Annotated in this window: 11 protein-coding genes; 5 read left to right on the top strand and 6 right to left on the bottom strand. The window is 73.1% G+C overall.

What is annotated here, in order from left to right:
* The 5 genes from ACZ6W9_RS21010 to acs form a co-directional block, all read right to left on the bottom strand.
* Positions 1 to 441 (bottom strand): DUF309 domain-containing protein, encoded by a 441-nt coding sequence (locus ACZ6W9_RS21010; protein ID WP_470119158.1) that lies wholly within the window; start codon positions 439 to 441, stop codon positions 1 to 3.
* 61 nt (positions 442 to 502) lie between these two features.
* On the bottom strand, positions 503 to 1426 hold the full coding sequence (locus tag ACZ6W9_RS21005) for an alpha/beta fold hydrolase (RefSeq protein WP_389966682.1): 924 nt from the start codon (positions 1424 to 1426) through the stop codon (positions 503 to 505).
* Complete coding sequence (locus ACZ6W9_RS21000; RefSeq protein WP_389966679.1) at positions 1423 to 1896, bottom strand: phage holin family protein; 474 nt, start codon at positions 1894 to 1896, stop codon at positions 1423 to 1425. Before ACZ6W9_RS21000 ends, ACZ6W9_RS21005 begins: the two co-directional genes overlap by 4 nt.
* A gap of 13 nt (positions 1897 to 1909) precedes the next feature.
* Positions 1910 to 3160, bottom strand: coding sequence for a Na+/H+ antiporter NhaA (gene nhaA, locus ACZ6W9_RS20995; RefSeq protein ID WP_389966676.1), 1251 nt, complete (start codon positions 3158 to 3160; stop codon positions 1910 to 1912).
* Between the two features lie 161 nt (positions 3161 to 3321).
* Positions 3322 to 5307, bottom strand: a complete 1986-nt coding sequence (gene acs / locus ACZ6W9_RS20990) for an acetate--CoA ligase (protein WP_389966672.1) — start codon at positions 5305 to 5307, stop codon at positions 3322 to 3324.
* Between the two features lie 715 nt (positions 5308 to 6022).
* Between acs and ACZ6W9_RS20985 the strand changes: the two genes are divergently transcribed.
* The 5 genes from ACZ6W9_RS20985 to ACZ6W9_RS20965 all read left to right on the top strand — a co-directional run bounded on the left by ACZ6W9_RS20985 (position 6023) and on the right by ACZ6W9_RS20965 (position 12074).
* Positions 6023 to 6796, top strand: coding sequence for a Fic family protein (locus tag ACZ6W9_RS20985; protein ID WP_389966669.1), 774 nt, complete (start codon positions 6023 to 6025; stop codon positions 6794 to 6796).
* A 1074-nt stretch (positions 6797 to 7870) separates the two neighbouring features.
* Positions 7871 to 8929 (top strand): septum site-determining protein Ssd, encoded by a 1059-nt coding sequence (ssd, locus tag ACZ6W9_RS20980; RefSeq protein ID WP_470119155.1) that lies wholly within the window; start codon positions 7871 to 7873, stop codon positions 8927 to 8929.
* On the top strand, positions 8926 to 10245 hold the full coding sequence (locus ACZ6W9_RS20975) for a TadA family conjugal transfer-associated ATPase (RefSeq protein WP_389966663.1): 1320 nt from the start codon (positions 8926 to 8928) through the stop codon (positions 10243 to 10245). The genes ssd and ACZ6W9_RS20975 overlap by 4 nt, the downstream gene beginning before the upstream one ends.
* Positions 10236 to 10946 carry a type II secretion system F family protein gene (locus ACZ6W9_RS20970; RefSeq protein WP_389966660.1) on the top strand — a complete coding sequence of 237 codons (711 nt, stop codon included), beginning with the start codon at positions 10236 to 10238 and terminating at the stop codon, positions 10944 to 10946. The genes ACZ6W9_RS20975 and ACZ6W9_RS20970 overlap by 10 nt, the downstream gene beginning before the upstream one ends.
* Before the next feature lie 690 nt (positions 10947 to 11636).
* Entirely contained in the window at positions 11637 to 12074 is a 438-nt protein-coding gene (locus ACZ6W9_RS20965) for a type II secretion system F family protein (protein ID WP_389966657.1), read from the top strand.
* A gap of 39 nt (positions 12075 to 12113) precedes the next feature.
* Here ACZ6W9_RS20965 and ACZ6W9_RS20960 read toward each other — a convergent pair whose 3' ends face one another.
* Positions 12114 to 13391, bottom strand: coding sequence for an alpha/beta hydrolase (locus tag ACZ6W9_RS20960; RefSeq protein WP_470119152.1), 1278 nt, complete (start codon positions 13389 to 13391; stop codon positions 12114 to 12116).
* Between the last annotated feature and the right edge of the window lie 48 nt (positions 13392 to 13439).

Here is a 13439-nt window from a genome sequence, read left to right as displayed (position 1 = left end):
TTAGAGGAGGTCCCGGATCGCGGCGACGGCCGTCCCGGCGTCCGCGTCCCCCAGGGTCCGGGCGGTCCGGGCGACCTCTTCGTACGGCGCGCCGTACCCCTCGACCCGGTCCGCTCCCCGGGCGAGCAGCGCCGCGGCCCCGCGACGGTTGCCGCGCTGGAGGTGGGTGAGGCCGACGCAGATCTGCGCCAGCCCCTGCCACAGCTCCCGCTCCCCGGCCGGGGAGTTCTTCCACCGGCCCTCGAACACCTCGTGGGCGTGGAACGGCCGGCCCTCGCCGAGCAGCCGCCGCGCCTCCGACAGGGCTTCGGCGGCGCTCGGCGCGTAGTCGTCGGGGACGCGCTCGACGCCCTCGGCGTCGTGCGGCAGCGGCCTGCCGAAGGCGTCCCGGGGCCGCCGGTTGCGCGGCCGTCCCTCCGGGTCGCGGTCTCTGGGGATCACCGGCCGGACTCCTTCGCCGTACAGCGGGCCGGGGACGCCCCGGGGACGCGGTCGCGTGGGATCACCGGCCCGGCTCCGGATCGGCCAGCCACGAGATCAGCTCGGCGTCGAACTCCTCCGGGCGCTCCTCGTGCGGGAAGTGCCCGGCGCCGTCGATCATCTTCCACCGGTAGGGGCCGGTCACGTAGCGGCCCGAGCCGTGGGCGGTGCGCGGCAGGGCGTGGGGGTCCAGCGCGCCGTGCAGTTGCAGCGTGGGCGCGTCGATCCCCTTCCGCATCATCCTGGCGTACCGCAGCCCGTCGGGACGGAGCTGGGAGCGGGCGAACCAGCGGTGATACTCCACCGCGCAGTGGGAGACCGTGGGGATGCGGAACACCTCGCGGTAGGTCCTCGCCACGTCCTCCTCCGGCCAGCCCGGCCCCGACCACTCGTCGAGCATCCGGCCGACCTTCGCCCCGCCCCCGGCCGTCAGGAGGCGCTCGGGCAGGAACGGAAGCTGGAAGCCCAGCGCGTAGGAGGCCGCCCGAAGCTGGCCGAACGGCTCGCCGAACAGGGCCGCGCGGAGCCTGCGCGGGTGCGGGGCCGACACCGTCACCAGCCGCAGGACCGCCTTGGGGTCGCACACCGCCATCGTCCAGGCCAGCAGCCCGCCCCAGTCGTGGCCGACCACGACGGCGCCGCTCTCGCCCAGCGCCCGGATCAGCCCGGCCGCGTCACCGGCCAGCGTGGGCAGGTCGTAGCCGCGCGGCGGCTTGTCGCTGCCGCCGTAGCCGCGCAGGTCGACGGCGACGGCGCGGTATCCCGCCGCGGGCAGCGAGACGAGCTGGTTGCGCCAGGTCCACCAGAACTGCGGGAACCCGTGCAGCAGCAGCACGAGCGGCCCCTCACCGGCCTCCACCACGTGGAAGCGGGTCCCGCCGGCGTGCACCGAGCGGTGGGTCCAGGGGCCTTCGACCCGTACCAGGGACTCGTCGGGGGCGTTCACAGGTCCCGGCTCACCGGCTCACGGTGCGAACCGACCTGGCCCGCCGTCGGGGGGACGGGCGCCGCCGCGACGGGGAGGTCGCTCTCGCCGCTCTTGAGCGTCTTCAGCGAGTGCAGCGTCCGCTTCATCCCGGTCAGGCCCTTGAGCCGGCGGATGCCGAGGTAGACGAACAGGCCCGCCACCACCAGGTAGAACACCGTGACGATCGCGAACGCCAGCCACGTCCAGACGCCGAGGGCGACCAGCCCGTAGGCGATGGCGAACGAGGCCAGGATCAGGCAGAGGTGGGCCATGAACGCGGCGGCGCCGAACAGACCGGCCGCCACGCCGGCCCGCTTGGCGTCGAACCTGAGCTCGGACTTGGCCAGCTCGATCTCGGCGCGGACCAGGGTGGAGATCTGGTCGGTGGCCGCGGCGACCAGCGAGCCCAGCGACTCCTCCTGGGGTTCCGCGGGTGGGATCTGCGTCATTAGGGTTCTCCAATCAAGCACCGGTGTCGACCATCATCCTGCGTGCGGAGTGTTCGCGCACGCGCACCCTGAGCAGGACCGCCGCCAGGACCGAGGCGATGAGGCTCGCCGCCAGCACGCCGACGGTCACGGCGTTCGCCCGCCCCGGGTCGCCGCCGTAGGCCAGGTCTCCGATGAGCAGGGAGACGGTGAAGCCGATTCCCGCCAGGGTGGACACGGCCGCCATGTCCCGCCAGCTCAGCTCCGCGGCCAGCCTCGCCAGGCCGAGCCGTACGGCCAGCCAGGCGCCGCCGAAGACGCCGATGAACTTGCCGACGACCAGGCCCGCGACCACGCCGAGCACCACCCGGTCGCCGGCCGCGTCGCCGAGCCCGGCCAGGTCGAGCGGGACCCCGGCGGACAGCAACGCGAAGACGGGCACGGCGAGGCCCGCCGAGAGGGGGCGGATCCGGTGGTCGGCCCGTTCGGCGGGGGAGCCCGTCTCACCCGGCGCGGCGTGCACTCGCGTCATCAGTCCCAGCGCTACCCCGGCGACGGTCGGGTGAACACCGCTGATCTCCACGGCGTACCAGGCGGCCAGGGCGAGCGGGAGATAGATCCACAGACCGCGGACCCGGCGGGCCTGGAGCAGGCCGTACAGGGCGATGATCGCCGCTCCGGCCAGCAGGGCGAGGAGGTTCAGGTCGTGGCTGAAGAAGACGGCGATGACGGTGATCGCCCCGAGGTCGTCCACGACGGCGCAGGTCAGCAGGAACGCCCGGAGTGCGGCCGGCATCGCGCTCGCGGTCACGGCGAGCACGGCGAGGGCGAAGGCGATGTCGGTGGCGGTGGGGATGGCCCAGCCGCGGGCCGCGTCCGGCGCGCCCCGGCTCACCACGAGGTAGACCAGGGCGGGCACGACCATCCCGGCGATCGCCGCGATGACGGGCAGCGCGGCCTTGCGGAGGTTGGCGAGCTCGCCGTGGACGAACTCCTCCTTGACCTCGACGCCGGCGACGAAGAAGAAGACCGCGAGCAGGCCGTGCTGGGCCCACCGGTACAGCTCCAGATCGAGGCCCAGGGCCTGTGGGCCGAAGGAGGCGGCGCGCAGCGCCTCGTAGGAGTCGTGGGAGACGTTGGCCCAGACCAGCGCGGCGACCGCGGCCAGCAGCATGACGACGCCGCCGACGGTCTCGGCGCGCAGCGCCTCGGCGACCTGGCGGCTGTACCGGATGGTGGGTCCGAAAGGCCAGATCTCGGCGGGACGGCGTGCGGGACGGGGCATGGGACCTCCTGGCAACGCGGCGGAGGTCGTTCCCCCACCGGCCGACCAGACTTCCCGGCACACCTGCCCGTCAGCCTACATGGGGTGGAAAATCCCTTTTCGGCCCGTGTGGCCCCGCGGGTCCGTGGATTCACGGCCCGCGGGGCCACACGGGCCGGGGGTCACTCGTCGCTCTTGGCGCTGGGGAGTTTCTCGGAGATGAGGTTCATCACCGTGCTGTCGGCGAGCGTGGTGACGTCGCCGATGCTGCGGTTCTCGGCCACGTCGCGCAGGAGACGCCGCATGATCTTGCCGGAGCGGGTCTTCGGCAGCTCGGGGACCACCAGGATCTGCCGCGGCTTGGCGATCGGGCCCAGCGTCTTCGCCACGTGGTTCCGCAGCTCGGCGGCGACGTCGTCGCTCTCCTCGGCGTTGCCGCGCAGGATCACGAACGCCACGATGGCCTGGCCGGTGACCGGGTCGGTGGCGCCGACCACCGCGGCCTCGGCGACCTTCGGGTGGGAGACCAGGGCCGACTCCACCTCGGTGGTGGAGATGTTGTGGCCGGAGACGAGCATGACGTCGTCGACCCGGCCGAGCAGCCAGATGTCACCGTCCTCGTCCTTCTTGGCGCCGTCGCCCGCGAAGTACATGCCCTCGAAGCGCGACCAGTAGGTGTCGATGTAGCGCTGGTCGTCACCCCAGATCGTGCGGAGCATCGACGGCCACGGGTCGCGGATCGCGAGGTAGCCGCCACCGCCGTTGGGCACGGAGTTGCCCTGGTCGTCGACCACGTCGGCGCTGATGCCGGGCAGCGGGCGCATGGCCGCGCCGGGCTTGGCCGCGGTGACGCCGGGCAGCGGGCTGATCATGACGCCGCCGGTCTCGGTCTGCCACCAGGTGTCCACCACCGGGCATCGCTCGCCGCCGATGTGCTCGCGGTACCAGACGTACGCCTCGGGGTTGATCGGCTCGCCGACGCTTCCCAGGACGCGCAGGGACGACATGTCGTACTTGGCGGGGATGTCGTCACCCCACTTCATGAAGGTGCGGATCGCCGTGGGAGCGGTGTAGAGGATCGTGACCCCGTACTTCTGCACGATCTCCCAGAACCGGCCGCGGTGCGGGGTGTCCGGGGTGCCCTCGTAGATGACGCTGGTCGCGCCGTTGGCCAGCGGGCCGTACACGATGTAGGAGTGGCCGGTCACCCAGCCGATGTCGGCGGTGCACCAGTAGACGTCGGTGTCGGGCTTGAGGTCGAACACCGCGTCATGGGTGTAGGCGACCTGGGTGAGATAGCCGCCGGTGGTGTGCAGGATGCCCTTGGGCCTGCCGGTCGTCCCGCTGGTGTAGAGGATGAACAGCGGGTCCTCGGCGCCGTTCGCCTGGACCTCGTGGGTCTCGGACTGCCGGTCCACCAGGTCGTGCCACCAGACGTCCTTGTCGGTCCAGTCCACCTCCTGGCCGGTCCGCCGCACGACCAGGACGTGCTCGATGCCGGGGCACTCCTTGACCGCCTCGTCCACGGTCGGCTTGAGAGCGCTGGGGGCGCCTCTGCGGTAGCCGCCGTCGGCGGTCACCACGAGCTTGGCGTCGGCGTCCTTGATCCGGCCGCTGAGCGCGCTCGCGGAGAAGCCGCCGAACACCACCGAGTGGATCGCGCCGATGCGGGCGCAGGCCAGCATCGTGATCGGCAGCTCGGGGATCATGGGCATGTAGACGGCGACCCGGTCGCCCCTGCCCACGCCCAGCTCCCGCAGCGCGTTCGCCGTCTTGGAGACCTCGCGCTGCAGGTCGGCGTAGGTGAGGGTACGGCTGTCGCCCTCGGGCTCGCCCTCCCAGTGGTAGGCGACCTTGTCGCCGCGGCCCGCCTCGACATGGCGGTCGACGCAGTTGTAGGCGACGTTGAGCTCTCCGCCGACGAACCACTTGGCGAAGGGCGGGTTCCACTCCAGCGTGGTGTCCCAGCGCCTGGACCAGGCGAGCCGGTCGGCCTGCTTCTCCCAGAACGCCAGGCGGTCCGCCTCGGCCTCCGTGTAGGCGTCGGCCGTCACGTTGGCGGCCGCGGCGAGGGCGGCGGGAGGCGCGAACCGCCGGGTCTCCTGCAGCAGGTTCGACAAGGTCTCCTGGGTCTCACGCGACTCGGAACCAGGGGTCTCCGGGGTCACTGCGCACTCCTTACGTACGGCCGGTCGGTCTGGACGGTCCCACTTCACCAGGCTGGCGGTGCCCGCCACAAGAGGTCTAGACAGGTCTGTACCAACCGGTGATAGGGGGTCGGCGCGGTTCACAAAGGTCTCGACGGCCGATGACGCGCGTCGGAAAACCGTTGTGCTTTCGACACCATAAGAATGGATAAAGCGTTATTCACATGGTTTTACAGGGGGTTGCGGTGGGCGGTGGTATGCGTTCGCCGAACGGCGTGGCGCGCGTTTCCCGTCGCACGCACCGGGCGTTTCGGCGACGGGCCAAATCGGCCCGACGATCCGATCCGGTCCGGTCCGGCCCCGGCCGGAGACCGGCGGCGCCGTATCGGGGGCAGGAGGAGGAACGGAGACTGGGCGCGGGGAGAGGGGAGAACGGTGCGATGCCACCCGGAGCGCGGGCCGGATGCTCCGCCGGATGTTCTGCCGCTCGCTTCGCCGGGCGAGGGCCGGGTTTCGCCGCTCGCTTCGCCGGGTGAGGGCCGGGTTTCGCCGTACGGGGCGCGCGGCCGGAGACCGCCACGGGGACGCGCGGCCACAGGCCCGGCGGGCCGGGACGCCCGGCCGTGGGCTCGCCACGCGGATCCCTCGGGGTTCGGGGCCCGGGGTTCGGAGCGGTCCCGGGATCGTCCGGCGGGCGGCGGCGGTCCTTTGTTGACCGGCCGGTAGGGTCGGGGACGTGAACGACCCATTGGCTGCCATCTCCGAGCTCCCCGGGGTGCCCGAGGCCGTCGCCGAGGCGCGCGCGGCCGTGGACCGGCTCTACCGGCATCGCGTGCTGCGGCGCAAGAGCCCGCAGGTGTCGGCCATGTCCGCGCTGCACGGGGCACGCGCGTCCGCCGCGCTGGACGGTGCGGACGTCCCCCTCGAAGCCATCCCCGAGGCCACCGACCCGGTCGTCCAGGGCGCGCTGCGCGTCTCGGCCGAGCTCGGCCGGCTCGGCCCCACGTGGCGTACGGCGCCGCGCCAGGTGCTGGCCAGGCTGCACACCCTCGCCGCGACCGGCCTGACCGAGGACCTCGGGCGGCCCCGGACCGCCGCGGAGGCGCCCGACCCCCTGGGAGTGGGCCCCGCGCCCGGCCCTGAGGAGACGGTGGCCCGGGTGGACGGGCTGGTGGGCCTCGTCACGGGGACGTCCACGGCGCCGGCCCTGGTGCTCGCCGCCATCGTGCACGCGGAGCTGGCGGTGCTGCGGCCGTTCGGGTCGGCGGACGGCGTGGTCGCCCGGGCCGCGGAGCGGCTGAGCCTGGTGGAGTTCGGCCTCGACCCCAAGTCCCTGGTGGCCGTCGAGGTGGGTCACGCCGAGCTCGGTTCCGGCTACCCGGAGGCCCTGCGTTCCTACCTCCTCGGCACCCCGGAAGGGGTGGCGCGCTGGGTGCGGCACTGCGCCTCGGCGGTGACCCTCGGAGTGCGGGAGGCCACGGCGATCTGCGAGTCCATGCAGCGCGGCTGACCGGACCCCGGATGCGCCGGGGCCTCCCGCACTCCGAAGCGGACGGCGTGCCGGTGGGACGTCCGGTTCGATCGGGTACGCCGGTGGGGCGTTCGGTCCGGTCAGGTGTGCCGGTGGGGCGTCCGGTCCGGTCACAGGCGCGGCCCGGCCGCAGTCGCGTCCCGGTCACAGGCGCGGCCCGGCCCCGGTCGCGGACATAGCAGACGGCGCTCCTGGTGTGGAGCGCCGTCGCTGGCACGTCCAGACGGGTTACCAGGCGTGCACCCTGATGTCACTGAGCGGGTTGGAGCCCGCTCCGACATGCCTCCCGCGGCTCGGCGGCACGTGGGTGCCCGATGGCCATGCCCCGGACAAGTGGTCCGTTGAACCCTTTCTATGCCGGATCGAGGCGGATGGGAACCCCTGAGACCAAGACCTTTACAGCCCGAGGGACATTCATGGACCAACCTCACTTGTCCGACATAGGGGACATGAGAGTACAAACTGGGAATCGTGTCTGCCATGTCACTCTTCGTGTCCGCGGGGCCTCAACGGTGGGGAGCGGTGAATGAGCAGTTCCTCGCGACGGAATCGTTACCTTAGAAAAACCGTAAGAAATCGCCGTTTACTCCTCGACGAAACTCAAGTCGATCGGGCAGCATTAGGGCGTATCCCCGTACCGGGGCGGCAACGGACGAGTTCGTTCGGAAGTGATCCCGTTCCGCCTCGGATACCGCTGAAGGCTTTCTTCTGAAACGGGACCGGCTCTACCCCCCCAGAGCCGGACCGATCGGCGACCCCCGCTCTCCCCCCTGCGGGGGTCGCCGCTTTTCCGGCCTCAGTCCCGGTCGTCTTCCCGGCGGTCTCTCCGGCCTGGTTCCGGCTCCGTTCTCCCCTCCGCCCGCGTGCTCGTACCCCTTCGCGGCCCCGGGCCCCTTCGGAGCAGGGCGCACGGGTCCGTCCGTACGGCGCGCCGATCCTGCTGTCCACAGGGGGTGGCCGCGCCGCCGGAGTTTTCCACAGAGCGGTGTTCGGCGCCCCGGGGACGGGCGCCTTCCCCGGAAAGTGGGCCTTCCGCATTTCAGGGAGGCACCCATGGACCGCCCGCTGGTCATCACCGAAGACCCCGACCTGCTCGACGACCTGCTCCGCGTCGCGGCCGCAGCCGGAGCCGAGTTGGACGTCGCCCACGCCCCGGCACACGCCCGGCCCTACTGGAACCGCGCGCCGCTGGTCGTGGTCGGCAGCGACCTGGCCGACGCCCTGGCCGCCACCGGGCCACCACCCAGACCTCGCGTCCTGCTGGTCACCCGCGCTCCGGACGAACCCGACACCTGGCGCAGATGTGTGGCGGTCGGCGCCCAGTCCGTCCTCGAACTGCCGTCGGCCGAGCGGCGACTGGTCGACGAGTTCGCCGACGTCGTGGAGCCGGCCGAGCGAGCGGGGCGCGTGGTCTGCGTCGTGGGCGGGAGCGGCGGGGCGGGGGCCAGCGTCCTGGCCGCGTCGCTGGCGCTGAGCGCCTCCCGTCGCCGCCTCCGTACCCTCCTGGTGGACGCCGATCCGCTCGGCGGCGGCCTCGACCTGCTCCTCGGCCAGGAGGAGGCCGAAGGGGCCCGCTGGCCCGACCTGGTCGCCCGCGAGGGCAGGATCAGCTTCACCGCCCTCCAGGCCGCCCTGCCCTCCTTCGCCGAGCTGACCCTGCTCTCCTTCCACCGCGGGGAGGCCCAGGCCATCCCCGCCGAGGCGATGCGTTCGGTCCTCGAATCGGGCACGCGGGGTTTCGATCTGGTGATCGTCGATCTCCCTCGCCGCCTCGATCCGGCCGCGGCGGAGGCGCTCGGCCGGGCCGCCTTCACCCTGCTCGTGGTCACTGCCGATGTGCGCGGCGTGCTGGCCGCCGCCCAGGTCCTGACCGGGCTGCGCGAGCACACGGGTGAGGTGCGCGTCGTCGTGCGCGGCGGGGTCCTCGAAGAGAGCATGGTCACCGCCTCGCTGGGCGTCCCCTCCGTGGGCGTCCTGCCCGACCAGCCCCGGCTCGCCGCCGCGCTCAACCGCGGTGACGCCCCGCCGGTCGGCCGCCGCACCTCCCTCGGCCGTTTCTGCTCCTCGTTCCTGAACTCGCTGTACGGGCCCGAGAACGGCGCCGGGGCATGAGCCGGGAACCGGCTGTGGGCCGTGCCGGCGACCGCTCCGCGGGCACGGCCGCGGCCGTCTCACCCGACCTGGTGGAAGCGGTCCGCGTACGGCTGGCCCGGGCCGGCGTCGAGCCCAGCGCCGCGCACGTCGCCGCCGCACTCAGAGCCGAGCGCGCGGTGCTCGGTGACGCCGAGATACTGGCGGTCGCCCGGGCCCTGTGCGCGGACCTGATCGGAGCGGGCCCGCTGGAGCCCCTGCTGGCCGAGACCGAGGTCACCGACGTGCTGGTGAACGGCCCGCGCGAGGTGTGGGTCGACGACGGATGCGGTCTGCGCCGGACGCCGATCGTCTTCCCCGGCGAGGACGCGGTCCGGCGGCTCGCCCAGCGCCTCGCCGCGGCGGCGGGGCGGCGACTTGACGACGCCTGCCCCTACGTCGACGCCCGGCTCCCCGGCGGCGTCCGGCTCCACGCCGTCCTGCCGCCGGTGGCGCCCGGGGGCACCTGCCTGTCCCTGCGACTCCCACCCCGCCGCGCCTTCGCCCTCGCCGACCTCGTCGAGGCGGGCGCGATCGGAGCCGGCACCGTCCCGGTGCTCACCGCGGTGGTCGAGTCCAGGCTCGCCTTCCTCGTCACCGGCGGCACCGGCACGGGCAAGACCACACTGCTGTCGAGCCTGCTGTCCCTCGCCGACCCCGGTGACCGGCTGCTGCTCGTGGAGGACTCCGCGGAGCTGAGGCCGGAGCACCCGCACGTGGTGCGCCTGGAATCCCGCCCGGCCAACCTTGAGGGAGTGGGCGGCGTCTGCCTGCGCGACCTCGTCCGCCAGGCACTCCGGATGCGCCCGGACCGCCTTGTCGTCGGCGAGGTGCGGGGTGCCGAGGTCGTCGACCTCCTCGCCGCGCTGAACACCGGGCACGAGGGCGGCTGCGGCACCCTCCACGCCAACACCGCGACCGATGTGCCGCCCCGGCTGGAGGCCCTGGCGTGCGCCGCGGGTCTCAGCCGCGAGGCCGTCCACAGTCAGATCGCCGCCGCTCTGGACGTCGTCATCCACCTTGTCCGCGACCACGCCGACGGCCGCCGCCGGGTGGCCGAGATCTGCATGATGATCCGCCGCCCTTCGGGTCTGGTGGAGGCCGAACCGGCCCTCACCTTCCCGTCCGGGGGCGAGGTGATCCCCGGCCCCGGGTTCGTGGCCCTCAGCGCGCGGATCCCTGACATCACCACCGTGGCGGCCCGTCCGGTGTGCCGGGTCTCCACCCCCGAGCGTCACACCCCCGGTCCTCCCGCCTCCGGGCCTCCTGGCCACGGCACGTCGGAGGCATGGCCGTGACGGCGGCGGCCGTGTTCCTCGTCTCCCTGGCAGTCTGGCTGTGGACCGGGCCGGACCCGGGGACGGCGCGTCTCCTCCGGATGGGCCGTCGTCCGTTCCTCCGGGTTTCCTCCCTGAAGGAGAGGGTCACCCGCCGTTCCAGGCCCGCCAGACGCGCCGCGGCCTGGCGGGCCGCCTCCTTGGAGCTGTGCCAGGGGCTGGCGGCGGAGCTGACCGCGGGGCGGACACCCGGTGAGGCGCTGGCCCGGGCCGCGGCGGTCGCGGAGTTCCCCGACCCGGTGGCGGTCCGGCCGCTGGTGGCGGCGGCCAGAGACGGGGGCGACGTTCCGGCCGCCCTGCTGGCCGCCGCACCGGAGCAAGGGGGAGAGGCGTTCCGCGGTCTGGCCGCCTGCTGGCGGGTGAGTGCGACCGCAGGGGCGGGATTGTCGGCCCTCGTCGACCGGGTGACCGCTTCGCTGAGGGAGGCCCAGGCGCATCGCCAGGAGGTCACCGCCCAGCTCGCCGGCCCGCGTGCCACCGCACGCCTACTGGCGGTCCTGCCGGCCCTCGGCCTGATCATGGCCACCGGGCTCGGCATGCGGCCGCTGCGCTTCCTGTTCGGCGGCCCGGCGGGGTTCGGCTGCCTGCTCGCCGGGCTGGCGCTCGACGGCTGCGGCCTGTGGTGGACCCACCGCCTGGCGGCTCGCGCGGAACGCTCCTGACCGTGGAGCGGGAGCGGCCACCAGAAGGCCACCAGAAGGCCGGCGGAAGGAGCGGCGGAAGGAGGGGCCACGGACCGGGAAGCGGCGGGCTCAGGCGGCCACGGGCACCGGAGGCGGTGCGCTCCGGGGCGGTGAGCCCGCGAAGGCACGAAAGCCGGAGAGTCGCGGGGTCCGGAAAGCGCGGGGTGCCGGAAGTCCGGGGTGCCGGAAGTTCGAGGTTCGGAAGCGTGAGGAACGACTCGGGAGAGGCAGATGATCGGACTGATCACCGTCATGCTCACCGCGCTCGCGGGATGGCTGTGGATACCACCTGACGACCCGGCTCGGCGCGTCCACCGGATTCACCGGGCCGGGCGAGCCAAGGGCCCATCAAGTCCGTCAGGCCCGCCGGGCTCACCGGGCTCACCGGGATCGGTGGCTCCGGCGAGCCCGTGGAGCCCGTGGAACCTGGGGACGTCGCGGGCGGAAGGCGGGGCGTCCCTGTTCCGGCCCCCCACGGCGGACGGCGCTCCGGCCGCGAGGCGACGACCCGGCCGGGGAGAGGCGCTGCTCTGCGCCGCCGTGGGTGTCGCGGTTCTCCTCCTTGTCGGAAGCGTCCCGGGGGTCGCCGCGGGAGCGCTCGGCACCGCGGTCACATGGGTGTCGCTCCGCAGGCGAGAGCCTCCCGGATCACGTCGTGAGCAGGACCGTGTGGCGGCGGACCTGCCGCTGGCCGCGGATCTCATGGTCGCCTGCCTTCGCGCGGGACAACCGGTCACCGGAGCCGTCGACGTCACGGCCGAGGCGATCGGCGGGCCCATCGCGGAACGGCTGGCCTGGGTGAGCGGGCAGTTGAGGCTGGGAGCGGCGCCGGAGAGCGCCTGGCGGGCCCTCGCCGCCGAACGCCCGCTGGCGCCTCTCGCACGGACGATGAGCCGGGCGGCTCTCAGCGGTGCTCCGGTGGCCGATGTCCTCAGCCGGTTGGCCGACGACTCCCGTCACGAGGCACGGGCCGTGTCCTCCGCCGCGGCCCGTCGAGTCGGAGTTCAGGCCGTCGCACCGCTCGGCCTCTGTTTCCTGCCCGCCTTCGTCCTCCTCGGGATCATCCCCGTCGTCGCGGGTCTCGCCGACGAGGTGCTCCTTCCCTGACGTCCGGCGGGGTGCGGTGAAGGAACCTATGACGTCCGGTCAGGGTGTGGTGGGGGGACGCAGGAAGCCGAGGACCACGTGCCTGGCGATCTGGCTGCCGAAACCGCCCCACGACAGGTCGAACTGGTGATCCGCGTAAGGGATCTCCACGAGCTCGGTTCCGACTCCGGCGCCGGTCAGCCGGGTGGCGAGAGCCCTGGTGTCCTCCGCGGGCTGGAGGATGTCACGTCCGCCCTGGATCAACAGCGTTCGCGGCAGTCCCGCCCGGATGTGATGACGTGGCGACGCGCGGATCCGATCCTCGTCGGCCAGCCGCCATGTCTCCTCGGTGAGCTGCCGCCGTACCGGCTCGGAGAGCCGGAAGGCCGGGGGCATCTCGGCGGTCATGTCGCTCGGCGCGTACCAGGCGATGACGCCGTCCAGCTCGGCTTCGGGCACCTCGCAGGTGGGAGGGAGTTCGGCGGCGGTGGTGTACGCGGCCAGCAGGGCGAGATAGCCGCCGGCCGACTGGCCCATCAGGGTGATCCGTTTCGGGTCGGCGCCGTAACGTTCGGCATTGCGCGCCACCCAGCCGATCGCGCACTTGACGTCGCCGGGAGACGACCGCCAGTCGTAGTCCCGGAAGAAGCGGTAGTCCACGTCGAACACCACGTGGCCGGCGTCGGCCAGCCAGGTGTCCCATCGGGGAAAGGGGCTTTGCGGCGTGTCCTGCGCCCCGCCGTGCACGTTGATCACCACTGGCAACGGCCCCGAACCCGCCTTCGGGTTCGCCGGTCGCCAGACGTCGAGCATGAGGTCCGTGCCACCCGCTCGCGCGTACCGTACGGTCGCGTCGGGGCCGCGTTCGGCGGTGTCGGACAACCCGTCGAGATAGCCCGCCAGGCTCAGGGGGGCATCGTGGTCCTGGGCGGTCCGCCACGCCGAGACCGCCGGGAGGAGGGCGGCGACGAGCACCACCGCGTTCAGCGCGCCCGCGGCCGTCGCGGCCACCCGGCGACCGGTCCGTCCGGCTCCGCCTCCGGAGCGTGGGCGGCCCGTCGGCGGGGCTTCGTGCCCGGCGGACTCCGTCTCCGCGGAGTTCGGTACGGCGGCGGCCCTCCCACGTGCGGCGATCACCGCCAGGACGACGCCCACCAGGGCGAGCGGCACAAGGAGCAGGCTGAACTCCAGCGCCAGAAGGCCCATGGCCCACAGGGACAGGCTGGGCATCGGCAGCAGTGCCGTGCTCGCCGCCGTCGCCGTCACGAGGGCCATGAGCCAGGCTCCGGCCAGGGCGAGCCACCGTCCCGCCATCCGCTTACGTGTCCGCTGGTTCATCGTAAAACCTCGTCCACTTTAGAATACGAACGTATTTAATACTACTGT

Source organism: Streptosporangium sp. NPDC053982 (assembly GCF_055585205.1).
The sequence above is the reverse complement of the archived record's forward strand: the minus strand, read 5'-3'. Positions and strand labels throughout refer to the sequence as shown.